Source organism: Chitinophagales bacterium (assembly GCA_020635995.1).
Taxonomy (GTDB): Bacteria; Bacteroidota; Bacteroidia; order Chitinophagales; family UBA8649; genus JAFMKE01.
Window position 1 is genome coordinate 81,809 of sequence record JACJYS010000001.1, and the last position, 25,998, is coordinate 107,806.

A 25,998-nucleotide genomic window follows, 5' to 3' on the forward strand; every position below is an offset into this window, starting at 1 on the left:
TTTCTTAAAAAAGGAAAAAGAAACGTCTTAATTAAACATTAATCCCTAATCATTAATAATTGAACGTTTACTCCTCATTATACAATTCTTTTTCCGTTATTAGCTTAACGTCTGTTTCATCTTCCAGCTCTTTAGATATGGCTTTAAAAGGAGAACTTACCACTTTCTCGCCTTCGGCTAATCCTTCGGTTATTTCAATATAAGTATCGTCTTGTATGCCTGTTTTAACTTCTTTAAGCATGGCTTTATCATTTTCTACCACAAAAACCACTTGCGTTTTGTCGTCCATATTGTCGTCTTCATTCATATCGCGTAAAGTAACACTTTGTATAGGTACAGCTAATACTCCGGATTTTTTATTGGTGATAATTTCTGCGGTAGCACTCATGCCGGGTCTAAAAGGATAAGGATTTTTATCCGTTATCATATCCTTGTAGCTGGAAAGCAAGAGCTTAATTTTAACTTCAAACTTTGTTACTTGCTGGTCGGTTAAAGCATTAGAAGAATAGGCAACTTGACTAACCAAACCTACAATTTTTTTATCTAAATAAGCATCTACGGTTATATTTGTAGTGTCGCCTTCCGTAATTCGCAATACTTCATTTTCTCCTACTTCTACTTTTAGTTCCAATTCTGAAAATTCTGAAATGGTTATTAGCTCTGTTCCTGCCATTTGTGCTGTTCCCACCACTTTTTCTCCTTCTTCTACATTTAGCTTAGAAACAATACCACTCATAGGAGCAAAAAGCTTAGTTCTTCCTAAATTATCTTTCGTTTGGTCTAAGCCGGCTAAGGCACTTTGCACCTGAAATTCATTGGCAGATACGGTTTCTTTAGCCGATTTAAGCTCACTTACCGATGCTAAATATTGCGTTTCGGCAGCTTCCATTTCTACGGCACTTAGTATTTCTTTATTGAATAATGCTTTTTTTCTATTGTAGTCATTTTCTACTATTGTAAACTGCGATTGTGCTTGTAGCAATCTAGCTTTTGCCATTTGCAAATTAGCTTGTGCTTGGTTGTATGCTGCCCTGCTTTGAGTTACAGAACTAACATAATTATCGGCTCTAATTTCTAATAATAAATCGCCTACTTTTACAGAATCTCCTTCGTTTACATATATTTTTGTTACCTCTCCGGGTAGCTCTAAAGATAGTTTTACTTCTTTGCTGGGGTATATTTTGCCATAAGCCGTAACAGACTCCGTAATTTGCTGTTTTGCTACTTCTTCTACTACAACTTGCGTAGCATTTCTACCACTAAATTTATCTTTAAAAACTATAACAACCGTTAGTAAAATAGCCAACAAAATGCCAAGAATTATATAAAGTTTTTTCATGTTTTAATAATTAAAATTTCCTGTATTGTAATAATCTAAAATCAATTGTTTAAAATACAGTTCATATTTTGCCTGTACATAATTAGCTTGAGCACTAACATGTCTGTTTTTTATGGTTTCAAATTCAAAAGAATTTATTACTCCTGCATTTAATTTTTCTACACCAAAATTATAAGCTATTTCTGAAGCACTTTTATTTTCTTGGCTGGCATTTAGCTGTTTTACAGCTGCGGTGTAGTTAGTATATGCACTGTAAACATCTTGTGCTATGGTATTTTCTTTATTGTTAATATCGTAGCTGGTTTTTAAGTGGTTCAATTTTGCATTATCAATAGCTATCATACGCTGCCATTTGCCAAAAATAGGAATACCTAAGCTAAATTGTACATTTTGATTAAAATTATCTTTCAACTGATTTCCAAATCCTTTTTTGTTATAAATTGGCTGTTCGTACAATGTATATACCGCTTCGCTTGAACTACCTACATAGCCTATGGGAATAACCGAGTTTGTGGAACCCGTTTGCTCTTGTGCGGCACTAAAATAATTGGTACCCATATATGCAGAAAAAGACAGTGTAGGAGATAAACTTCCCTTGGCCGCTTTTATTTGTAGTTCCGCAGCATTGCGTCTATATTCAAGTCCTTTCATGTCGGGTAGAGCATCTAAAGCATTGCCTACTACTTGGTTCAAGTTGTACAATTGAGCATCTTTAGCATCTTGTAGCAAATCTAATGGAGCTATTTCTATTTGTTGCTCTATAGGCAGCTGTAGCAATAATCGTAATTGATTTAATGCAGTTTGATAATTATTTTCGGCATTTACTACCGATAAATCGTCATTTGCCAACTGAGCATTAACTTCATATTGGTTGCTTTTAGCCAGCATACCAGAACTTATTAGCTCCTCAGTTCTTGTTTTTTGTATAGTTGTTAGCAATTTTTTATCCTTTGCTATAGATAAAGCTTCTTTAGCTAATAAAGCACTTAAATAGTTATTAATAACCAGCAAAACTGTTTGATTTTCAAGAGCTTGCTGTTCGTATTGCGTAGCATTTAAACTTTCTTTTGAAGCTTTTTGGGTAAAAATTCTTGATAAACCCTCAAAAATATTATAATTTAAACCTACAGAAAAAGAAGTAGAATTAGTGTTTTGCTGTACGAATTGATAGGTTAATGGGTTTATAGAGTTGGCAAAATTAAAAGATTCCGATGCGTTAGCCTGAATATTAGGCGTATATAAATTCATCTTATTTTGCAAAAGTGTGTTTTTAGCATATTCTGTATTTAAAGAACTTTGCTTTAAACTAATATTATTTTCTAAAGCATAGGAAATACAGTCATTTAATGTCCAAACTTCTTGGGCGTGGGTAACTAAAAACAAACTGATAAAAAACAAAAAACTAACTATATATTTCATTATATCTAATTATAAATAATCATTACTGTTTCCAAATTTACTATTTCCTTGTTGAATGATAACAAATTTTACTTTTTTTTAGTAAGTTTTCTTAATTTCATTGCCTAAAAAAATGTTATTGCATGATTTTTAAAGTACGAAATCAACTTGTTTTTATTGTATTATTTCTTTTTTCTTTCATAAATCTATTGGCACAAAGTAATCTTCAAAATATATATGGCAAAATACAAGATAGCGAAAGCCACGCTACTTTAATAGGTGCTGCCGTGGTGGTTTTAAACAGCAGTCCGCTTATAGGGACAACTACAGATTTAGACGGCTACTACGAACTTAAAAATGTGCCTGTGGGTAGAGTAGATTTGCAAATTAGCTTTATGGGCTATGAAACCAAAGTAGTAGATGGTATTTTGTTAAGTTCGGGAAAAGCAAAAAATATTGACATTTTACTTAAAGAAGAATTTAACAACGTAGAGGAAGTGGTGGTAACTGCCAAAAGAAAAAATACTTCTACATTAAAAGTTGATAATGAGATGGCTACTGTAAGTGCTATGTCTTATAATTTAGAACAAAGTTCAAGATATGCGGGTAGCTTAAACGACCCCTCAAGATTAGTTTTATCGTTTGCAGGAGTTAGAAACCAAGGCGATATTCAAAATGGAATTTCTATAAGAGGAAATACGCCTTCGGCACTGCTGTGGAATATAGATGGCTTAGAAGTGCAATCGCCAAATCATTTTGCCAGAGATGGAGCATTAGGAGCTATAAATATGGTAAGTAGCAACTCCCTTGAAAGTGTAGATTTTTATACTGCGGCATTTCCAGCACAATACGGAAACGCAGGCAGTGGCGTTTTTGATTTGAGCATGAGAAAAGGAAACACTAATGAGTATGAATTTAGTTTATCTGCCGGATTTATGGGTTTAGAAGCCAGTGCCGAAGGTCCTTTTTCTAAAAAATATGGCGGTAGCTTTTTGGTTTCTTATAGATATTCTACTTTGGCTTTATTTAATAAAATAGGATTAAATGTAACCCGAAATACTAACCCGGTTTACCAAGATATAAACTACAAAATACATTTACCTTCTAAAAAATTTGGCGAATTTCAAATTTATGGTTTGTACGGCAAAGGGAAAATATCGGAATATGCCTCTGACCCCACCGTAGGTGACTGGTACGATTCCTATGCCCTAAACTTAATAGGTATAAAAAACACCAAAACCATAAAAGAAAAAACACAGCTAAAATCTCAGATACTTTACAGCGAAAGCAAAGGCGAGTTTTACAACGAATGGACAGAATATGATTTTTCTCCCGATATGGTAAATTTATTAAACAAAACAGACTTATTTCCTGTAGATGAAAAGCGGGTACAATTAGATGTAAAATCTAATACCAAAATAAATGCAAAACACAGCGTACAAATAGGTGCTAATGTGGCTTTTATAAACTATTATCAAAATTTTAGTAGAGAAATAAACCAATATTCTATAGCAGGAACTGATACTTTTGGGCAAGAAAATAAGCTTAAAAATGCTGAAGCATCATTGAGTACTTTTCAAATTAAAGCTTTTATGCAGCACAAACTGCGTATTACCGAAAAACTTAGCATAACGCCAGGTGTGCATTTTATTCATTCTAATTTTAATAAATTCTTTTCTGTTGAGCCCCGTTTTGGCTTAGAGTATGTATATAAAGATATTCATAAATTTACCTTAGGCGTAGGACTTCATAGCCGATTAGAACCTTTAGGATATTATGGAGCAGAAGGACGCTATGTTGATGATTTTGACATAAATAAAGGAGAGTTTATTTATAAAACAGGACAACCAAACAAATATTTAGACGCTACCAGAAGCGTGCATTTTGTAGTGGGCAATAAATGGACTTTAGCTCCAAAACTACATTTGCAAGTAGAAACTTATGTGCAATATTTATACAAAATTCCTATTATTGACGAAGATATTGGATACAGCTATTATGCTTCTTTAAATGAGCTTTATCCTTCTATTTACGACTATAATTTTATAACTCAACAAAAATATGCTAACAAAGGAAAAGGACTAAACTATGGTGTAGATGTTAGTTTAGAAAAAGCTTTTGCTAAAAATTATTACATTTTGGTAAATGGTTCATATTATCAATCTAAGTACAAAGTAACTTCGTGGTACTGGCATAGAGATAAGAAATGGTTAAACACCAAGTATAACGGGAACTTTATAGCTACGCTAACTGCCGGAAAAGATTTTACCGTAGGTAAACAAAAAAACAACAGCATTAGTATGAACACAAGAGTAATTTGGGCAGGAAACAACCGAGAATATGATTATGACACTGATACACCTTACGGAAAACGCTTAAAAAACTATTTTAGGTGGGATGCCCGATTGGCATATATTAGAAACAAAAAGAAATACTCTTGGACACTCTCTGCCGACATACAAAATATGACTAATAGAATAAACGAAACCACAAACCCGGCTATTAAAGGGCAAGGTGTACTACCTGTACTTAATTATAAAGTGAATTTTTGATACTTTAAGCTTAAGAAACCGGTTAATTTGTTCCTTTAAGCATTGGTACAAAAGCAAACTTGTCAAAAATTTCTTTTTTAAACTCAGTTTCAGAGGTTTTAGTTAGCCTCATCATGTTTTGCGAGCCGTCATTATTATCTACGGGTATAACCAAAATGCCACCTACTTTAAGTTGGCTCAGTAGCTCAGTAGGAACAAATGGAGCAGCGGCTGTTACAATAATTTTATCGTAGGGGGCAAAAGCTTTTTTGCCTTTAAAACCATCGCCATAATACATTTTTATATTGCTATAACCCAAAGAATTTAAAAGAAGCTTAGTTTTCTCATATAAAAATTTTTGTCTTTCTATGGAATAAACATCTGCACCTAATGCTACAAGCACCGCTGCTTGGTAGCCGCTACCTGTACCTATTTCCAGTATTTTATCTCCTTTATTAACCAATAAAAGTTCAGTTTGAAAAGCCACAGTATAAGGTTGTGAAATAGTTTGCTCTACACCAATAGGAAAAGCTTTATCTTCATAAGCGTGGCTATGTAAGGCACTATCGGGAATAAAAAGATGTCTGTCTATTTTAAAAATAGCATCTAAAATTTTAGTGTTAGAAATGCCTTTCTTTTTAAGCGTATCAATAAGTGTTTCTTTAGCTCTTCGGTATTTAGAAATCATGATGGCACAAATATACTTAATTAGATAATTTAGGGGGGAGGACAATGCAGAAATTTGTAATATCATACCGATTAGGAATATATAATAGTCCAATTTAGATTGCACCTTATTGTCCTAAAATGTATTAATCTATCGGCATTTATCATTATAAAACACAAAATAGATTAGACTATTTTGCATTAACAAATTAGTATATAAAAATCTATTTTTTTGAAGGCAACACCCCACTAAGCCAGCCTCCAAAAGATTTTGGATTTCTTGTTTGAATATAAACCGTTGCCGGTCCCGTAATTTTGGTAACTAATCCTTCGCCACTTTTAAAAGAATTTAGCCACGAACTTGAAGCTTTTTGTATATCTATTTGTGCATCGGAGTTCCAAGCTACTAAATGAAAATTGTCAACTATGTAATCTTCTCCTTTTTTAATTTCTTTTTTAATAACCGCCCCAAAACTGCTTATAAAAAACTTTCCTGTTCCACTAATTTTTAGCACAAAAAACCCTTCACCGGAAAACATACCCCGAGCTAAATTTTGCAATTTATTGCTCACTTCTATACCCTCATCTGCGGCAAAAAAACCGCCTTTAGACACATTCCAAACCGTGTTTTTATCTATTTCAATTTCTATTATACTACCAATATTTGTAGGAGCTAAAATTACTTCTCCTGCTTTATCTGTGGCACTTATAGTTTGTATAAAAATAGTTTCTCCTGCCAGCATTCTGCCTAAGCCGGACAGCAAGCCTCCTTCCATTTTTCCTTCTACATTTATGTGGCTGTCCATGCTAAGCATAGCACCAGATTCTGCTTTTACGGCTTCGCCCTTTTTTAAAGAGACCTTTAAGGCTGCAAAATTTTCGTTTTCAATTATTTCAAATTTCATGTTGTATATTTGTTGGCTCAAACAAAGTTAATCTTTTAAAGATATAATTTTCAAAAAACCAAGCAATGAATACGGTAAGCAGTGAAGTAGATAGGTTAAAAAAAGTTATTGTACATCGCCCCGATGACGGCATAGAAGTAATAACTCCCGATAATGCCCTAAAATTTTTATATGACGATATTGTTTACTTGCCGTTAATGCAGAAAGAACACGATACTTTTACTAAAGTTTTAGAACATTTTGTAGGAGAAAAAAATGTTTTAGATACTTATAATTTGTTGGTTGACAACATTTTAGAAAACAAAAACAACAACACAAAAAAGCTGATAGACTATGTCGTTGATTTAGAAAACTGTACGGACGAAGTTTGCGAAATATTGTACAATTTAAAAGGCGAAGAATTAGCTTATACTTTGTTTACGGGGATATATAGAAAAACGGGCGAGCTGATATTACGTCCATTGCCAAATTATGTTTTTACAAGAGATATAGGCGTGGTAATAAACGATTATGTGCTGATATGCAATGCCTCTAAAAAAGCTCGTACAAGAGAGTCTATTTTAACAAGATACATTATATATTTTCATCCGGAATTTAAACATTTTCAGGCCAATAATGATGCTAAAATTATTGACATGACCAGAAAATGTGATGACTGTACGATAGAAGGCGGAGATGTGATGATGCTGGGCAATACGCATCTGCTGGTGGGCTGTAGCGAGCGGTCAACACCAGAAGCTTTTGAAAGTTTAAAAGAAGAAGTTTTTAGAAAAAATGTAATAGAGAATTTGGTTAGAATTGTAATAGCTAAAGATCGTTCTTCTATGCATATAGATACGCTTTTTACGCAAATAAGTGAGAATGAGTATGTAATTTATGAAGACACTTTAAAAAGTGATATTATTAAAATAACCTTGTACACAAAAAACGGAGGGAGAAAAGAATTTTCTACTTTAGAAGAGTTTTTTTTAGATTACAATCCTAACATGAAATTTATTTTGTGTGGCGATGGCGATGAAACTTTTGCTGCCAGAGAACAGTGGACAGACGGGTGCAACCTTGTGGCAGTAAAAAACGGGGTAGCTATTTCCTATTTTAGAAATACAAGAACAGCAAAAGCTTTAGAAAAAGCAGGATATAAAATAGTGCACGCTGACGAATTTTTAAAGGAACTACCCAATCCGGATAGTGTTGAAAAAACCATAGTGGCAATATCAAGCACTGAACTTTCTAGAGCCAGAGGAGGACCACATTGTATGACATTTCCTATTTGGAGAGGATAAATTTTTAAACCAAAATGCTTAAAAAACTTTTTTGCTTTTGAAACCATTTATATGGTGTAAGATGCTAAACTTATGAATATAGTCATAATCATTCTTTTACCTTTAATAGCCGGAGCTATTGGGTGGTTTACCAATTATTTAGCTGTAAAAATGCTTTTTAATCCTAAAGAACCCGTTAACATATTGGGATACAAACTACAAGGAGTTTTTCCTAAACGGCAACAGCAAATAGCAGAAAAAGTGGGTAAAATGGTGGCAGAAGAGTTGCTTCATTTTGACGATATTATAAAAGAAGTAAACACACAAAGTACTATAGACAGTATAACCTCAAAACTTGACCGAAAATTAGACTATTATTTTGACGTAACCTTAGTAGAAAAATATCCTATGGTTTCTAAATTGGTACCACAAAAAGGGAAAGATAAAATTAAAACTGAAATACTTAACGAAGTAGAACACCTTGCTCCGGATTTTATAAATTCTCAAATAAAAAGTTTAGAACACACTTTAGACATAGAAGGTATTATTGCCGACAAAGTAAGTAAGTTGTCTTCTGAAAAACTGGAAGACCTACTTATGAAAATGTTAAGTACCGAGCTGAAATTTATAGAATGGGTAGGAGCAATATTGGGTTTTATTATTGGCTTAATTCAAGTTTTAATAACTTATGTAATTTTGTAAAACCCTACAAAAATTTAATATACACATAATATAAAAATTCCTATCTTCGTTATTAAATGAAAAACATAACAATATGAAAAAAATTATTGTATTAGCTGTAATAGCAGGATTTATAGTAACAGCCTGCAATATAGTAAAGAAAAAGAATGTAGATTATCAAAAATTGGCTCAAGAAACCAGTAGTTCTCAAAAGCTGTATGATGATTTATTTAAAGTATTGGACGAAGAAGCAAAAAGTGGCGATTATTCCGACACCTTAAACGGAAAAACAGTATTGGTAAGAAAAGCCGTTTCAGACACTTGTGCCATTGTTACTTTAGATATAACAGGCGGTTTTCCTATGACGCTTACCGTAGATTTTGGAACAGGATGTACGGCATATAACACAGGAAACTTAGGGACAGTAACCCGAAAAGGTATAGTACAAGCTGTTTTTAGTGGAAGATATGACCAAGCGGGAACAACTGTTACCATTACTACTAACAATTACTACGTAAATGATTACAAACTTGAAGGAACAACCGTAATTACAAACTTAGGAAGAAACAGCAGTAACAATTTAGAGTTTAGCGTTGAAAATAATAATGGAGAAATAACTTCGCCAGGCGGAGATGTAACTACATGGCAAAGCGAAAGACTGCACGAGTGGATAGCCGGAGAAGGAACAAACTTTGTAAGCAATGGCTTAAGTGGTATATGTGATGATGTGTATTTAATAAGTGGCTATGCCGAAGGGGAAATAAGCGATGGCACTACCTACAGAATACAAACAGAGCAAGATTTAAGAAAAGAAATATGCTGCCGGTGGGTTACAGACGGAGTGCTGACTTATTTTGTAAACGGAGATGAGTTGGGCACTTTAGATTATACTCAAACTACCTGTAGCAATCCTTCGGCTAACTTTAATTATGGCAACCAAACTTTTGTGGTAGTGATACAATAAAGTTTAACTATTCTCTTTCTATTACATAAACTCTAAAAAATAATTTCACATTCCATAAATTCCCCCACCTGAAAAGGAGGGAAAAAAGTTTACCTGCCGAAGGCAGGGGATGGTTTTATAGATGTATGTGAAATTTTTTTTGGACACAATATAATTAGCAAATAGATATTACCTTTACTCCTTTAACGCTATTTAGCAAGTTATTTGTTAAAAAAGCATTAGTCTTAATGTAAATTTGCCAAATGTATAGTTCAATAAATAGAACAGAAACTGTAAAACACATCATAATAGCCAATGTAATTTTCTTTGTGCTGTTTTGTACAGATTTTTCTCCATTATATAAAATGTTTCCGGTACTGTCTTTATGGTATTTTGATTCGCCATTTTTTAGACCATGGCAGTATATTACCCATTTCTTTATGCACGGAAGCTTTATGCATATATTTTTTAACATGTATGCTCTTTATCTATTTGGTACTATTTTAGAACAAGTGTGGGGTGCTAAACGCTTTATTTTCTTTTATTTTACTACAGGAATAATTGCTTCCATTTTATACAGTTTAGTGGCAGCTATAGAGTATCAAATTACTTATGGCACTATGTTTCCTTATTCTGAAGGAATAACAAGCAATATTTATGTGCCAATGGTAGGAGCTTCTGGTGCTATTTTTGGTTTGCTTACAGCATTTGGTATGCTTTTCCCCAATACAGAGTTGCGTTTATTATTTCCGCCCATAGCTCTTAAAGCTAAATACTTTGTATTAATATACATAGCCTTAGAACTTTGGCTTGGTTTTCAGCAGTTTAGTGGCGATAATGTTGCTCACTTTGCCCATATTACTGGAGCATTAGTTGGATTTTTATTAGTAAAATATTGGCAGAAAAACTCTAAAACGTTTTACTAAGCTATGCAGCCCACTAAAGAGCAAATATGGCACTACTTAAAACAGCAGTTTAAGGAAGGAGATGTAATTATTAAGCTTATTTATATTAATGTAGCTTTATACTTAAGCTACAGCGTAGTTAGGGTTTTAGAATTTTTATTAAGATTAAACAGTCATGTAATTAGCAGTTTTTTTGAAAATTGGTTGGCTATCCCTGCTGATTTTACCGGTTCGGCTATTAAAATTTATACCTTATTTACTTATCAGTTTATTCATTTTGATTTTTTGCACCTATTTATTAATGTTTTAATGCTATTCTTTTTTGGCAAACTATTACTTCAATACATAGGGTTTAAAAAAGTACTACCACTTTATTTGCTTGGTGGCATAGTAGGTGGATTAGTTTTTGCAGCCATTAAGTTTTTTAATATTATAGATGTATCTTTTATGCCTGTGGTAGGAGCATCGGCATCTGTTATGGCACTTATGGGTGCACTGGGTATGATAGCTCCCAATTATAATGTAAAATTCTTTTTTGTAGATATTAAATTAAAATGGGTGTTGCTTGGTTTTGCCTTAATTAATTTCCTTAGTATTTCTAATCCAAATGGAGCAGCAAGCGGCATTTTACATTTGGTAGGCTTAGGCTTTGGGTACGCATATATTTATTTAGACAAAGAAGGCGTTTCGCTGTACAAGCCGGTAAATAAAATAATAAACAATATAATGAGCCGGTTTAATAAAGCTCCACAGCCCAAAGTGAGCTTTGTAAATAAAAACAAAAGTGAGCATAATCAAACAGAAAAACCTAAAAACCAAAGTCAAATTAATGCTATACTAAAAAAGGTTTCTGAATACGGTTATGATAGTTTAAGCAAACAAGAAAAAGAATTATTGTTTAATTCAAGCAATAATTAATTTCACAATATTTCGTTTTTAAAACAGTCCATGTTAAAAAAAATATTCATTATTATAAATGTAGTTTTAGCTTTAGCTATTGTATGCGTGCATTTTGCTACAGGTGTAAGTCCTCAAGATTTTTGGATATTTGCTTTTTTAGGATTGATTTATCCGCTGTTTTTATTGGTTAATGTTGTTTTTACATTCGTTTGGTTGTTTACCAAAACAAAATTATTGGCTTTAATATCTTTTATTGCCTTAGTTATTACTTACAAAAGCAATATGGCTACTTTTCAAATTTCAATACCTGCTAAAACTACCGATGAAATAAGTTTAATGACATGGAATGTTAAAAATTTTGATTTGTATAATTGGTCGGGCAATGAAGAAACAAGAGCTAAAATGTTTGAATTGCTAAAAGAAAACCGACCCGATATTTTATGCTTGCAAGAGTTTTATACCGAAGATAAAGGAAAGTTTCAAAACTTAAAAGACTTAAAAAAAGAGTTGGACTATAAGTATGTATATTTTGCTAAAACCTACACTCTAAATAAAAATAGACATTGGGGTTTGGTTATTTTTTCCGATAAAAAAATTATAGACACAGGGAAATTGCTGTTTAAAGAGGGCACTTTACTAAACAGCTGTATGTATGCAGATATAGCACTAAGCAAAACACAAAACGCAAGACTTTATAATGTGCATTTGCAAAGCAACCAGCTAAATACTGAGGACATGCAGTTGTTTGAATCACTTGACGAAGCACCGGAAAAAACAAAGAGTAGTATTTTTAGTGTGGTAAGCAAAATGAAAAAAGGATATATAAACCGAGCTAAACAAACGCACCAAGTTTTAGAAAGCAAAGCAAACAGTCCGTACCCGGCAATAATTGTTGGCGATTTTAATGATGTACCTATCTCTTATGCTTACAAACAGCTAAGCAAAGGCATGCAAGATGCTTATGTTAAAAAAGGAAATGGCTTTAGTAAATCATTCAACAGCAAAGTTCCATATTTACGTATAGATTATGCTTTATTTCATAGTATGTTTAAAATAAACAAGTATGAAGTAATAGAAGCAGAACTATCTGACCATTATCCTGTGGTGGTAAAGTTTAAATATTGATTTCTGACATCAAATAAAAACCTGAGTTCTATTATTCGAGCTTTGTCAAAACGCTTTAAAATAGTTATACCGATTAGGAATATATAATAGTCCAATTTCGGTTGCACCTTATTGTACTAAATATATTGCTCTATCGGCATTTACCATTGTAAAACACCAAATAGATTAGACTATTTTGTGTTGACAATTGGTATTAGATACAAGGTTTTTTCTGAAGAAATATCGGGATATTTCAAAGAAAAATAACGAAGTAGATGACTGTTTTAAAGGGAGAAGTGTTTATTGATGTTTAGAAAAGCAATCACTTCCTGCGTTAGATTTTAATACGATAGCGTAGCTATCCCTTATAAAATCTGCCTTGTAATTAATTACTTTTCTAAATTTTGACTTTGCTGGAATAATAGAACTCAGGTTAAAAGATAGTGGCAACCCAAAAACTACCAAATATTAAAAATATTATCCCAAAAAACTATTCGTCTGAATCTTCTTTTTCATCATCTTCAGATGAGGTTAAATTGATAATATTAGCTCTTATTTTTACTTCTATTTCATCGGCAAGTTCAGGATTGTCTGCCAGTAAAGATTTTACACTTTCCCTTCCTTGTCCCAATTTTGTTTCGCCATAGCTGTACCACGAACCACTTTTGTTTAATATATCTAAGTCAACGCCTAAATCTATTATTTCTCCCAGTTTAGAAATTCCCTCGCCATACATAATATCAAACTCTGCTTTCTTAAAAGGTGGAGCCATTTTGTTTTTTACAACTTTTACTCTGGTTCTATTTCCTACTATATCTTCTTTATCTTTTAATGCTCCTATTCGTCTTATATCTAAACGAACCGAAGAATAAAATTTAAGTGCATTTCCGCCCGTAGTAGTTTCAGGATTTCCAAACATTACACCTATTTTATCTCTCAGTTGGTTAATAAAAATACAGGTACATCCTGTTTTGTTAATAGTCCCCGTTAGTTTTCTTAGTGCTTGGCTCATTAATCTGGCTTGCAATCCCATTTTAGAATCGCCCATATCGCCTTCCAACTCGCTACGTGGCACAAGAGCTGCTACTGAATCTATAACACAAATGTCTATAGCTCCAGAACGAATTAAATGCTCTGTAATATCTAAAGCTTGCTCTCCGTCATCGGGCTGAGAAATTAATAGCTCGTCAACATTTACGCCCAGTTTTTTAGCATAAGTTTTATCAAAAGCGTGTTCTGCATCTATAAATGCCGCTATGCCACCTTTTTTCTGTGCTTCAGCTATGGCATGCAGGGCTATTGTAGTTTTTCCCGAAGATTCAGGGCCATATATTTCTACCACTCTGCCTGTAGGAAAACCGCCTATGCCTAATGCAGCATCTAAAGTTATAGAGCCGGAAGAAATTACTTCTGTTTCTACTACTTGCGAATCGCCTAAACGCATTACCGTACCTTTACCGTAGGCTTTATCTAATTTTGAAAGGGTTAAATTTAACGCCTTTATTTTTTCATTGTCTGCCATAATTTTCTGTTTCGTTTTATAAAATTACAAATATTTTAGCACAAAGTTAGCATAGCAAAACGCAAGGTATCTGCGTTTTGAAATTAAAATATATCTAAAGACACCGGACAGTGGTCTGAACCAAACACATCATTATATATTTGTGCTCCTTTCAGCTCCTTTTTTAGTATGTCGGAAACCAAAAAATAATCTATTCTCCAGCCTATGTTCCTTTCTCTTGCTGCTGCTCTATAGCTCCACCACGAGTATTTTATTTCTTCCGGATAAAAATGCCTAAAAGTGTCTATAAATCCCGATGATAAATAATTATCCATGCCGTCTATTTCTTCTTGCATATAGCCCGCACTTTTGTTGTAGTTGGGCTTAGGATTGGCTAAATCTATATCGGTATGTGCTACATTAAAATCGCCACAAACAATTACAGGTTTTGTTTTTTCTAAATTTTTAAGATAAGCTAAAAAATCTCTGTCCCAGGTTTGTCTATAGTCTAATCTTTTTAGGCTACTGCCCGAATTAGGCACATAAACATTTACTAAAAAGAATTTTTTGTATTCGGCACATAATACACGCCCTTCATTGTCATGCTCGTTTATATCTATATCCGGCTGTACGCTTAGTGGTTTTTCTTTACTTAAAATAGCTACACCCGAATATCCTTTTTTCTCCGCAGAGTTAGAATAAATATGGTATCCTTTAATGTCTTCAAGTGCTTCTAACACTTGGTCATCTTGTGCTTTAGTTTCTTGCAGACATATAACATCTGCCTTTAGTTTATCTACCGATTGGGCAAAATCTTTCTTTATAATGGCACGTACGCCATTAACATTAAACGAAACTAAATGCATATTTTACTTAAATTATTTGCTTGGAACTTTATACAATACTTCTTTTAAAGAGTATTTTCCGTGAGCTACATTTACAACAATTTGATATTTGTTTCCTTCTTCAAAAGTGAAACCGTCTATTGTTACATTCATTGGTGTGTAGTCAGACTCGCCAGCTTTTTTAACTTGATAGCATAATTCAGTAGAGCCGTCTCCACATGCTACTTTTTGATTTGCTAAAATCCAAGTTTCAACTTTTGCCGGTTCTTTTTCGGCTTTGCCTGTATCTGAAGCTGCACTTTTTGTTGATTTACATGCTGCTAAAAGCATTAATGAAATAGCTAAAATTGATATTATTTTTTTCATTTTATTATATAATTGTAATTCTTTACAAATGTAAGGCTTTATATTACATAAATGCAAACCTATTTTTTGTTAATGTTTTCATAATGGGCAAGTGTGTATCTTAATTCTATATATGTGGTTTCAAAAGGAATTTCATCTTTTAGCTGCGTTAAAGAAACAAATTCATTGTTTTTATAGTACGGCAGTAAAGTTTCTACTCGCTGTTTTTCTACTACATCAAAAATCGATATTTCGCCTTTTTTAATCCATTTAGTAAGATGCTGTGCTATGGTACTTTCTGCCATGCTTCTTTTTTCGGCTATTTCTTGCACGTTCAATCCTTCTTTAAACATGGTTAAAGTTATTTCGTAAGTAGCTCCTTTTTTTGCTTTAGCCACAGGCTTGTTATCTCCCGGAAGTTGACTTGCGTTTCTTACGTTTTCTGCTTGGTATAGTTTTACGTCCACATAATGCAAGCCGTATAATGCTTTCATTTTTAGCCAATACATTTGAAGTAAATCTCTACAAAAATTCAAATATGCCTTTGTTCTGCTTTTGTATGAGTACTCGTTTATATGCTTATTTAGGGGAACTATAAGTTTATTAAAAGTTTCTTCGGTAAAATATTCTATGGCTTTGCCACATCTTTCTTTTAAGTGTTTTTCTCGTTCGTTATATGGTTTGTTAAATATTTTTTGAAGTTGTTGTTTAAATTTATGTTCTACGTCTTGTATGCTAAGCCAAGTGCTGTGTGCTTCTTTTTGTAGTAACATACAATCTGCTTTCCCCGGCAAATCTTTCTTCTCTATAATATCTTTCCAGTCGGCTATTTCATCTTTAAAATTAGCAAAAGTAAAGGCTTTAAATATTAGTTTTTGAGCATAATCTTCTTTGGCATACTCTAAGGCTTTATCTAAATTGCTGTGTGCTACACTATTTTTATGAAACACCACAATTCTGCTATCTACTATAACATTGCTTTTCTGAATTTTTGATTTTAAAATTAAACCTTCCAAATCTGTACACCGGCTAAGTGCCACATAAGCCTGCCCTGCGGCAAATGATTTTTCTACATCTACTATTGCTTTTTCAAAAGTAAGTCCTTGGCTTTTATGTATGGTTATAGCCCACGCTAAACGAATAGGATATTGCTGAAAACTACCTAATTTTTCCTGTTTTACTTCGTTGGTTTCTTTATTAATAGTGTAGTTAATATTTTCCCATTCTTCTTTTTTTAGTGTGTATTCTTCTTCTGTGTCTAAAAACTTTACTTTTATAATGCTTGCACCTAAATATATAACCTCTGCAAGCTTGCCATTGTAGTATATATTTTCTTCAGCATCATTGCGGATAAACATTATTTGAGCACCTACTTTTAGCTCTATATCCAAATCGGCAGGATAGGCATTTTCATTAAAAGTTCCTTCTATTTCTGCTTTATATACAAATGATTTATCTGCTATTTTATTCAGTTCTTTTTTATTTATGCTATCTGCTTGATAATTGTGTGTACATAGCGTAATATAGTTTTTAAGTGTGCCGCTTACCGTGCTGTCATAATGCTGGTTTAGTGTGTCTAAATCTTCATTTGTAGTGGTATTGTTTCGCACATTGTTTAATATGCTGATAAATGCTTCATCTTGCTGGCGGTAAATGTGTTTCAGTTCTATGGTAAAAGCATTTAAGTTTTGCCATGCTATGCTATCAAAAAAGAACGGACTTTGATAGTAGTTTTCCAATAAACTCCACTGCTCGGGTCTAACTACGGGTGGCAACTGGTATAAATCGCCTATAAAAAGTACTTGCACACCTCCAAAAGGCTCTTTGCTGTGCCTAATGTGCTGCAACACAAAATCTATGGCGTCTAATAAATCAGCACGCACCATACTTATTTCGTCTATTATAAGTAGGTCTAATTCTTGAATAAGCTTACGTTTTTCTTTTCTATAACGCAAGTGTTTGCTTAAAGAATAACGATTATTGGCTACGTTTAAATCTACAAAATCGTTGTTAGGTACAAAAGAAGTTAAAGGCAAACCAAACATAGAATGTATGGTAACGCCTCCTGCATTTATGGCTGCCACACCTGTAGGAGCAACTACTATGGTATTTTTATCTGTTTGGGTTAGTATTTTTTTAAGTAGCGTAGTTTTACCTGTACCAGCCTTGCCCGTAAGGTAAAAAGACTGGGAGGTATTAAGGGCAAACTGCTCGGCAAAATATACTTCTTGGTTAGTCATGTAGCCAAAGATACAAACTTGAAAAATAAAAATAATTTATTGGGACAAATAATTTGGGTAGTGTGGAAAAGTTGGGTTAATACGTGTTTGATTCTTATAATTTTTGAAATTATAGATGCACCTATTTGCATCCAAGTAAAAAATCACAGATAGCATTCCAATAAGTTACAAAGTTAGTTCTTTATGTAAATTTGTCAATCAATAATTGTAAACCTACGAATTTTGATTAAATTCGGTAAAATTGTCAGTTAAGCAACCTTTATTTAAAGTTTAATTGTGTCATAATTAATAAATTGATGTGAAAAAATGGCATTATTATTGCATGTTTGTAAACCAAAAGTATTATCTTTATAGTGTAATCAAAAATAACTATGGAAATGAAAGAAATTTTTTCAGAACGCTTTAAGTCAGCTCGTTTAATGAAAGGTTTTTCATTACAAGATTTAGCAGATGCTATGGAAAATAGCGTGTCTCGGCAAGCATTGCATCGTTACGAAAAAGGAGAAGTGATTCCCGATTCCGAAAAAATTAACTTATTGAGTAAAGCACTTGATGTAAACCCCGACTACTTTTTTAGAAGCACTAAGGTTGAATTGGGAGAGGTGGAATACAGAAAATTGAGTAAAATGCCGAAAAAAGAAGCAGCAATAATTAAGGAAAAAACTAAAGAGTATCTTTCACGTTATTTAGAGTTGGAGGAAATTTTAGGATTGGGTATTGAATTTAAAGATCCCCTTAAAGACTTTGGTTCTATTACTTCTTACGAGCAAGTAAATAAAGCTGCAAATAAATTAAGAGAAGATTGGAGTTTAGGTAATGGATCAATTTTTAATGTGGTTGAGCTTTTGGAAGATAAACACATTAAGGTTGTTAAATTAGATGTTGATGAAGATTTTGACGGATTACAAACTTTTGTGAACGGCACTATTCCCGTAGTTGCATATAACGTAAAGAAAACCAATAAGCCCGATAGAATACGTTTTACTTTATTACATGAATTGGCTCACTTGCTTTTGAAGTTTGGCGACATAACTAAAAGACAAAAAGAAACTTTGTGTCATCAATTTGCAGGAGCAATACTATTGCCCGAAAAAACCATTAAAGCAGAATTAGGCGAACACCGAAATAAACTTTCAATAAATGAGTTAGGTAATATCAAAAAGCAATACGGCATCTCTATACAAGCAATAGTTATGAGGGCGAAAGACTGTGGTATTATTAATGAATATTATACTAAACAATTCTTTTTCATGATTAAGCAAATGAATTGGAAAATAGATGAACCTGTTGAATATAGCGGGGCAGAAGAATCAAACCGATTTGAACAACTTTTATTCCGTGCGTTGGTTGAAGACCAGATTTCAATATCCAAAGCGGCTTCTTTGAAAAATCAATCTTTGGCAGATTTCAGAAAGGAAAATCAAATGGCAATTTAATTTCATAAACCCTATGTTAAGAAATGAAAGTAAAAATTGCCGTTACTGATGCCAATATCTTTATTGATTTGTATGATTTGGGATTAATAAAACCTTTTTTTAACCTTGACTTTGAAATACATACTACTTCTGCGGTTTTATATGAATTGTATGCTAATCAACAAGAAATACTTCAAGCCTATCAATCTGTTAATAAACTTTCTGTTCACAATTTGCAACAACAAGATTTTATTGAAATTTACAATAAGAATTACCCAAAATCTTTATCAGAAACAGACAAGTCTGTTCTGCACATTGCTAATAAAATAAATGCTTGTGTATTAAGTAGCGATAAAGCACTTAGAAATTGTGCTAAAAATAAAGATATTGAGTATCACGGAATGATTTGGATTTTTGATAAACTCATAGAATCATCAGCCGTAACAAAAAAGGAAGCTACCGCTAAGCTAAAGCAATTGGTGGATATAAATTTTACTTTCCGCAACAATCAAAAATTAGTAGAAGAAATTGAAAAGCGGTTGAAGGCTTGGAAATAAATATATCCATAGAAAAAAATAAACATAATAGCATGTGTTTACACTAAGTTTTAAAGTTTACCTACCCCGCCATATCCATCAACAGTGCTTCTACTATTTCGCCCATATTTTGAGCTTTAGCTAAACTTTTAATTTTTTCTTTTCGGTATATTTCATCTCGCAGAGCATTTATGTGTTCGGGCTTGCTTAATGTGTGTTGTTTCATGCTGCTGAGTAGCTCTCTTAATTTTTGCTTATCGGCATGTATTCTGCGTATCATAAAAGAGCGTTCTTCTTTAGTGTATTGCTCCACACTTTCTTGGCTTAAGTATTTTATGCCCATATCTACATAGGCTTGGTTTTCTTTAAAATAATGTGGCAAATAAAAAGACCGCCTGCTTTCGTAGCACTGCTGGTCAAAATCTATGGCACGTATGCGGTATTGTATTTTGTCAAAATCCGGTGTTACATCTATTATAAAATTATAAGCACGCATATCGCCCAACAAACGCCTATAACACCGCTCATTAAATTTCACAAACTCTTTAGCCAGCCTAACTTCATTATGCCCATATTCTTGAAAATTATTCTCTATAAATTGGTCGCCAGGAATACCCACTATGTGCTCTTCTATTAAAGTATTTTTGTACACTATAAAATTTACTCTGTTAGGCGAAAGAATTTCTTCTAACTCCAAACCAAAAACACGCGATGCATCTGCTTTTTTCACATAAAAATAATCGTAGTTATCATTAATGTTGTTTATTATTTTTATACGGAAAGGCTTAGAGTTTCCAAAGGTGCAATAGTCTATTTTGTCTATAGATAAATGGCTTATGTTTTGCACTTTACCATCAGACTTTAGTAAGGCATAAATTAGTTTTAAACCATCGTTTATTTCCGGTGTTAATGAGGGTTCGTAAAAAACACTTTCCCACAAGGTGTCTTCGCCTTTTTGGTTATATACGGGAATAGTTTGAGTAAAACTCAATAAAAAATCATAGCTAAGTGGCAGTTTGTTTACCCGTCCAAAATCTTTTAGGTAGGCATACAAGCTTTCTTTTATGGGATATGCCGGCTTTTTAAGCATATTTTACCAAGTAATATCTGTTTTTAGCTTGCTAAAATCTTTCATCATTTCGGTAAGCTCAATATTTAATTGCACTTGCTTTTTGTCTTTAGAAAGTGTGTATAAATCATTGCTTACAGATTTAATAGGAAACGGAAAATTTAGGGTTAAAATATATTCTCCTATATCAAAACCTGCCATAGGGTCATTAGCGTCCTTTTCTGCCTTATCATCGCCAAAATCTATACTTAGTTTATTTTTGCCCAAAGTAAATAAGTTTACATTTTCAGCTTTTTTCTCTTTAGAGCCTTCTTCTAAGCCTTTGTTTATGTTTTCTATACTTTCAAAATCAAATGAAAAGCCTAAAATGCCATCTTCATAATTTTCTAAAGCTTTAAAATTAGAAATGCCATCGGTTTTCTCAAATTCATCTTTTAACTGCATAATACTTTCCGAAACTTTAGTTTCTTTAAGCAATTCAATATCTGTTTTTGTAGAATCGGGTTGTAAGTTTTTTAGCTCTCTAAGCATATCTTTCATATCCACTTGAAAAGACATATTGCCTTTCATATTTTTATCAAAATTTACGGTTTGTTGTACAGAACAGGCAGTAATAATAAATCCAGCAATTATAGCCAGCATAAAAATTCTAAAAGTCTTCATCGTCTATTTTTATTTTTTTAAGTTCAAAGTTCTTGCCAAGATATACACGCCTTACTTGCTCGTCTGCCGCAAGCTCTTCGGCTGTTCCTGTTTTTAAAATAGTTCCTTCAAAAAGCAAGTATGCTCTATCTGTAATAGATAGCGTTTCTTGTACATTGTGGTCGGTTATTAAAACACCTATATTTTTCTTTTTAAGCTTGTTTATTATTTTTTGAATATCCTCCACAGCTATCGGGTCTATTCCCGCAAAAGGTTCATCTAACAAAATAAACTCTGGCGATGTAGCTAATCCTCTGGCTATTTCTGTTCTTCTGCGTTCGCCCCCACTAAGCACTTTTCCTGAGCTTTTACGCACGTGTTGCAAGCCAAATTCGCTAAGCAATTCTTCTAATCTATCTTTACGTTCTTGTTTGTTAAGCGGAGTAAACTCTAAAATAGCCATTATGTTGTCTTCTACGCTTAAATCTCTAAATACGGAGGCTTCTTGTGGCAAATATCCTATTCCTCTTTTGGCTCTCTTATACATAGCAAGATTGGTTATTTCTTCATCGCCTAAAAAAACTTTGCCACCATCGGGTTGTACCAAACCTACTACCATATAAAAGGAAGTGGTTTTTCCTGCTCCATTAGGGCCCAGCAAGCCCACTACTTCTCCTTTATTAACTTGAAAAGAAACATCATTTACTACTTTCCGTTTTTTGTAGCTTTTTTGCAATTTTTCTGCTCTAAGATTCATTTAGAATATTGTAAAGGATAAAGGTACTTATTAATTTGAAAATAAAACCACCTTTCTCTGTTATTGCACAAACAGAGAAGGGTGAGAAATATAATTGCTTAGTTTTAGTATCTTCATTTTTTAAAATGTCCACAGTTACCACACACAAAAAATAACTGTGGACATCAAAATTCAAAGAAAGACATGGGATATGTACGTTGTCTTTGAACAATAGAGTATGTGGTTTGGCGAAAAACCGTCTCTCGTTGAGGTCAAAAATAATAAATAGACAGTCTGAACTTGCACCAAAAAAAATGAAAAATAATGTTTTAGAGGTGTTAAAAATAAATACAACATATTGATAATCAATTTGTTTTTTAATTTTAAAATAATACCGCTTAGAGCAAATAATTTGATTGTTTTATATTATTTTTGTATTAAATGAAAAGGACAGATAGGCTACATCAATTAATACACAGCTTAGATAAAAGCGAGAAAAGGCTTTTTAAGATGTATGTTTCTACCCAACAAAAAGGGGAAGACAACAACTATCTTAAACTTTTTGATGCTATAAACGATTTGCTGGAATATGATGAAGATAAATTGACAAAAAAACTGGGCAAAAATTCTAATTTGGTAAAAAATCTTCCGCAAAATAAAAAATATCTCAAAGACACTATTTTAAAAAGTATGCGAGAGATTAATGAGGATAGAATAGAAGATGAAATTGCCGATTTAATGAAAGACCAACATTTTTTCAGTAAAAAAAATCTTTTTAAAGAACAATGGAATAAACTACAAAAAGCAAAATCATTAGCCACTGACTATGAGCTGTTTGAAAAGCATATAGAGATACTTGATATTGAAATGCTGTACCTTAATGAACAAGACTTAAACACGGCAATAGAAGAATATAGTGATTACAAAAAAACTAAAGAAAACTTATTGTATAAAATAAATTTAAGCAATAAACTAATAAGCTCAAAAAACCGAATTTTCCATTTTGTATCTAAATATAGAAATAAAATTTCTGACAGCAACTTAGCCATAGTTGCCAAAGAAATGGAACAATACAATAAAAATGATATTGACCATTCCGGCTCGTTTACCATAAAAATGTGGTATTACAATACACTTTCTAACTACTACCTTTTAGCTAATAATTCTGAAAAACAGTTTGAATGCCAAAAAACATTGGTAAACCTTTTTAATGAATATCCTCAATTTAAACAAAGCAACACTAGGCGTTATTTAATTATATTTTTTAATTATATGGGGGCAATTTTCAAGTTAGAGGATTTTGAATTGCTGAAAAAAGAGTTAGACACTATAGCTAAAATAAAAGTAGCTAACGATAATGACAAGGGCGAATTTTATCAAAACTATACACTTTATACTACGCTTTATGCCATGAATACGGGCAAACTAAATGAAGCCATAAGTCAAAGTAAAAAAGTAACTGCCAATTTAAAAAAATATGAAAACAAAATAAACGCATCTTCACTTTTAACGCTTTATTATAACTATGCTTTAATTTTTTTCTTCGCAGAAGATTTTGATAATACCATACTTTGGCTATATAAAATAAAAGACATAAAATCTGATGTTAGAAAAGACCTTCAGGCGTTTGCCAGCGTGCTTACACTCATTTGCCACTATGAATTAAAAAACTATCTTTTAATAGAATCTTTATATCGTTCTACTAATAGAAATCATGAGCTTTCAAGTATAGAAAAAACTATTTGTAATACGATTAAAAAATTCTCTAACACCGCTAAATACAGCAAAAAAGATTGGGAAAAACTTAAAACCGAACTTACAAATTATGCCGATAGAATGGTAGGCAGGGTTTTACTAACATTTTGGGTAGAAAGCCACTTAAATAAAAGTAAAAGTATTCATGATTTTTATAGGGAATCTGTAGAGAAATAGTTTTTATTCACTCTTCCTAATATCTTTAATATGCATTTGCAGTATTGTGTTGCCGTTCCATTCTTTATGCTAAAAGTGATTTTGACCACTATTTTTCACTATTACACCTTTATTAAAACGAGCCTATTCTAAAAAAAATACCTCCGCCTATGCCGTTTAAATCTTTGCCTTGAAACTTTATAAAATATTTATCGTCTGTTTCAAACTGTTTAATAGCAAAAATATTGTAGTTTAGCTCAAGTCCTATTCTAAAATATTTACTAACATTAAATACTCCTTTTACGGCAGGAGAAATATACGCTCCATTTATTTTATTGGTAACGGTATCGGTGTTTAAACGCACTCCTGCCCAGCCAACTGTTAAATCAGGGCTTAGAGAAATTATTTTTTGATCAGGGAAAAATATATACCCAAACTGAAGCCCTAAAGTTTGATATTTTACTTTTGTTTCGTCAAAAATTATTTCAGAATCAGTATTTTTTAGCGACATAAAAGTTTCTTTTGACGCCAACTGGTTGTATGCTGCTCCTATATAATATTTATGTTGTACCAACCAATTGACAGAAATTTTAACATCCATGCCGGCTTTATCATAACTTTGCATAATATTGCTGCCCAACTCTACAAAAGCATTGCTTTGAATTTTTTTGGCATAAAATAATTTAGTTGTATCTTGCTGGGCATTAGCAACTAAGGTTGAAATTGAAAAAGCTAATATTGTTATTTTTAAAAAAGAATTCATAATTTACGAAGTAAAAATACTAAGTTAAATTGAAATAAATATCGTAATTGATAATTTGTGTTTGCAGTAATTGATGTAGAAACCACCGGGGGTCATTTATATGACGATAGAATAACGGAAATAGCCATTTATGTTACCGATGGCAAAAAGCTTGTTAATAGTTTTTCCAGTTTAGTTAATCCCGAAAGAAAAATATCTCCTTTTGTAGTAAAGCTAACGGGCATTACAGACGAAATGGTTAGCACCGCTCCTTTTTTTAAAGATATAGCCCAAGAAGTTTATAATCTTATAGACGGGTGTGTTTTTGTGGCACACAATATTACTTTTGATTATACCATGGTTAAGCGAGAGTTTAAACGGCTGGGCATAACTTTTAGAAGTCCTAATGTGTGTACCGTTCAACTTTCTCAGCGTATTTTTAAAAATCAAGATTCTTATAGTTTAGGCAATTTATGCAAAAGCTTAGGCATTGGGCTTGAAGATAGACACAGAGCCTATGGCGATGCCGAAGCTACTGCACTATTATTGCACAAAATGATAGCAGAAAAAGGTAAAGATTACATTGTTAATCATTCTAATTCAAACTCTCAAAACATAGAATTTGAAGGCAATGTAACGCAAGCAATGGTAGATGCACTGCCGGAAGAACCCGGTGTTTTTCGTTTTTTAAATGCCAATGGAAAGGCTTTATATATTGGTTCTTCAAAAAATATTTTTGGAGAAGTAACTAAGTTTTTACTCAATATAAACAACACGAACCGATATAATGGTTTGTTTGAAAAAATAGAAGAAATAAGTACAGAGGTATTTAATAGTGTTATAGTAGCCAATTTGCAAGAAATAGAAGAAATAAGAAAAGAACGCCCTACGTATAATAAAATGAGTACACTAAGAAAATATCCCGTAGGTATTTTTGAGAATAAATATGAAGGGAAAAACGCTTTTTATATAGAGCAAAACTATACCGAAAAAGCATTGTGGACTTTTATAAATGCTAAAAGAGCTAAAAACTATTTAAAGAGATTTATAAAAGAAAACGGATTGCATCATAAAAAAAGCAACGAAGAAGAATCTATAAACGAGTACAAAGAAAAAGTAGAAGAGGCTTTATTAAAAGAGCTGTATCCTATGCGTAATTTTTACATAATTAGAGAAAACAGTTTTTCTGATGTAATATATGCCATACTTGTAGAGGATTTTGTGTACAGAGGTTATGCTATTATAGATAAAGAATTTTATGACGGAAAACTTAGTACTATAAAAGAGCAAATAATTTATTGTGAAAACAATCCTTTTGTTCAAAAAGCATTGCAACAATATATAAGGAGAAAAAAATCGCTAAAAATTATTCCTTGTTAAAT

The 25,998-nt window shown here is 32.5% G+C and carries 23 protein-coding genes; 11 read left to right on the forward strand and 12 right to left on the reverse strand.

Going from position 1 to position 25,998, the window contains the following annotated elements:
* Positions 1-67: 67 nt before the first annotated feature.
* Positions 68-1,339, reverse strand: a complete 1,272-nt coding sequence (locus H6578_00430) for an efflux RND transporter periplasmic adaptor subunit (protein MCB9225619.1) — start codon at positions 1,337-1,339, stop codon at positions 68-70.
* 3 nt (positions 1,340-1,342) lie between these two features.
* Positions 1,343-2,758 (reverse strand): TolC family protein, encoded by a 1,416-nt coding sequence (locus H6578_00435; GenBank protein MCB9225620.1) that lies wholly within the window; start codon positions 2,756-2,758, stop codon positions 1,343-1,345.
* Between the two features lie 122 nt (positions 2,759-2,880).
* Here H6578_00435 and H6578_00440 point away from each other — a divergent pair, with 122 nt between their 5' ends.
* A complete protein-coding gene (locus H6578_00440) occupies positions 2,881-5,289 on the forward strand; it encodes a TonB-dependent receptor (protein MCB9225621.1) in 2,409 nt (802 codons plus the stop codon).
* 22 nt (positions 5,290-5,311) lie between these two features.
* Here the strand turns inward: H6578_00440 and H6578_00445 are convergent, their stop codons facing one another.
* Together H6578_00445 and H6578_00450 are read right to left on the reverse strand one after the other, a co-directional pair.
* Complete coding sequence (locus H6578_00445) at positions 5,312-5,956, reverse strand: protein-L-isoaspartate(D-aspartate) O-methyltransferase (protein ID MCB9225622.1); 645 nt, start codon at positions 5,954-5,956, stop codon at positions 5,312-5,314.
* Between the two features lie 202 nt (positions 5,957-6,158).
* The gene (locus H6578_00450; GenBank protein MCB9225623.1) at positions 6,159-6,839 is read right to left on the reverse strand and encodes a TIGR00266 family protein; all 681 of its coding nucleotides are present in this window, start codon (positions 6,837-6,839) and stop codon (positions 6,159-6,161) included.
* Between the two features lie 65 nt (positions 6,840-6,904).
* Between H6578_00450 and H6578_00455 the strand changes: the two genes are divergently transcribed.
* The 6 genes from H6578_00455 to H6578_00480 all read left to right on the forward strand — a co-directional run bounded on the left by H6578_00455 (position 6,905) and on the right by H6578_00480 (position 12,655).
* Entirely contained in the window at positions 6,905-8,122 is a 1,218-nt protein-coding gene (locus H6578_00455; GenBank protein ID MCB9225624.1) for an arginine deiminase, read from the forward strand.
* A 72-nt stretch (positions 8,123-8,194) separates the two neighbouring features.
* On the forward strand, positions 8,195-8,803 hold the full coding sequence (locus H6578_00460; GenBank protein ID MCB9225625.1) for a DUF445 family protein: 609 nt from the start codon (positions 8,195-8,197) through the stop codon (positions 8,801-8,803).
* A gap of 73 nt (positions 8,804-8,876) precedes the next feature.
* Positions 8,877-9,746 (forward strand): hypothetical protein, encoded by an 870-nt coding sequence (locus tag H6578_00465; GenBank protein MCB9225626.1) that lies wholly within the window; start codon positions 8,877-8,879, stop codon positions 9,744-9,746.
* 242 nt (positions 9,747-9,988) lie between these two features.
* The gene (locus tag H6578_00470; protein ID MCB9225627.1) at positions 9,989-10,651 is read left to right on the forward strand and encodes a rhomboid family intramembrane serine protease; all 663 of its coding nucleotides are present in this window, start codon (positions 9,989-9,991) and stop codon (positions 10,649-10,651) included.
* A 3-nt stretch (positions 10,652-10,654) separates the two neighbouring features.
* On the forward strand, positions 10,655-11,548 hold the full coding sequence (locus H6578_00475; GenBank protein MCB9225628.1) for a rhomboid family intramembrane serine protease: 894 nt from the start codon (positions 10,655-10,657) through the stop codon (positions 11,546-11,548).
* Between the two features lie 30 nt (positions 11,549-11,578).
* A complete protein-coding gene (locus tag H6578_00480; protein ID MCB9225629.1) occupies positions 11,579-12,655 on the forward strand; it encodes an endonuclease/exonuclease/phosphatase family protein in 1,077 nt (358 codons plus the stop codon).
* 469 nt (positions 12,656-13,124) lie between these two features.
* Here the strand turns inward: H6578_00480 and recA are convergent, their stop codons facing one another.
* From recA to H6578_00500, 4 genes are all read right to left on the reverse strand, one after another.
* Entirely contained in the window at positions 13,125-14,156 is a 1,032-nt protein-coding gene (recA, locus tag H6578_00485; GenBank protein ID MCB9225630.1) for a recombinase RecA, read from the reverse strand.
* An 83-nt stretch (positions 14,157-14,239) separates the two neighbouring features.
* Positions 14,240-15,001 (reverse strand): exodeoxyribonuclease III, encoded by a 762-nt coding sequence (gene xth, locus H6578_00490; protein MCB9225631.1) that lies wholly within the window; start codon positions 14,999-15,001, stop codon positions 14,240-14,242.
* A 12-nt stretch (positions 15,002-15,013) separates the two neighbouring features.
* Positions 15,014-15,346 (reverse strand): DUF4377 domain-containing protein, encoded by a 333-nt coding sequence (locus tag H6578_00495; GenBank protein ID MCB9225632.1) that lies wholly within the window; start codon positions 15,344-15,346, stop codon positions 15,014-15,016.
* 59 nt (positions 15,347-15,405) lie between these two features.
* On the reverse strand, positions 15,406-17,565 hold the full coding sequence (locus H6578_00500) for an AAA family ATPase (GenBank protein ID MCB9225633.1): 2,160 nt from the start codon (positions 17,563-17,565) through the stop codon (positions 15,406-15,408).
* 371 nt (positions 17,566-17,936) lie between these two features.
* On the opposite strand from H6578_00500, the gene H6578_00505 reads away from it, so the two are divergent.
* Positions 17,937-19,001 (forward strand): ImmA/IrrE family metallo-endopeptidase, encoded by a 1,065-nt coding sequence (locus tag H6578_00505; GenBank protein ID MCB9225634.1) that lies wholly within the window; start codon positions 17,937-17,939, stop codon positions 18,999-19,001.
* A gap of 23 nt (positions 19,002-19,024) precedes the next feature.
* Positions 19,025-19,537, forward strand: coding sequence for a hypothetical protein (locus H6578_00510; GenBank protein ID MCB9225635.1), 513 nt, complete (start codon positions 19,025-19,027; stop codon positions 19,535-19,537).
* A 61-nt stretch (positions 19,538-19,598) separates the two neighbouring features.
* Here the strand turns inward: H6578_00510 and H6578_00515 are convergent, their stop codons facing one another.
* From H6578_00515 to lptB, 3 genes are read right to left on the reverse strand one after another with little or no spacing between them, the layout of a single operon-like run.
* Positions 19,599-20,606, reverse strand: a complete 1,008-nt coding sequence (locus H6578_00515; GenBank protein ID MCB9225636.1) for a hypothetical protein — start codon at positions 20,604-20,606, stop codon at positions 19,599-19,601.
* Positions 20,607-20,609: 3 nt separating this feature from the next.
* The gene (locus H6578_00520) at positions 20,610-21,248 is read right to left on the reverse strand and encodes a hypothetical protein (protein ID MCB9225637.1); all 639 of its coding nucleotides are present in this window, start codon (positions 21,246-21,248) and stop codon (positions 20,610-20,612) included.
* Entirely contained in the window at positions 21,235-21,984 is a 750-nt protein-coding gene (lptB, locus tag H6578_00525) for an LPS export ABC transporter ATP-binding protein (GenBank protein ID MCB9225638.1), read from the reverse strand. Before lptB ends, H6578_00520 begins: the two co-directional genes overlap by 14 nt.
* 420 nt (positions 21,985-22,404) lie before the next feature.
* On the opposite strand from lptB, the gene H6578_00530 reads away from it, so the two are divergent.
* Complete coding sequence (locus H6578_00530; GenBank protein ID MCB9225639.1) at positions 22,405-23,895, forward strand: hypothetical protein; 1,491 nt, start codon at positions 22,405-22,407, stop codon at positions 23,893-23,895.
* 112 nt (positions 23,896-24,007) lie between these two features.
* Here the strand turns inward: H6578_00530 and H6578_00535 are convergent, their stop codons facing one another.
* A complete protein-coding gene (locus tag H6578_00535; GenBank protein ID MCB9225640.1) occupies positions 24,008-24,637 on the reverse strand; it encodes a hypothetical protein in 630 nt (209 codons plus the stop codon).
* Between the two features lie 57 nt (positions 24,638-24,694).
* Here H6578_00535 and H6578_00540 point away from each other — a divergent pair, with 57 nt between their 5' ends.
* Positions 24,695-25,996 (forward strand): hypothetical protein, encoded by a 1,302-nt coding sequence (locus H6578_00540; protein ID MCB9225641.1) that lies wholly within the window; start codon positions 24,695-24,697, stop codon positions 25,994-25,996.
* Positions 25,997-25,998 lie beyond the last annotated feature (2 nt).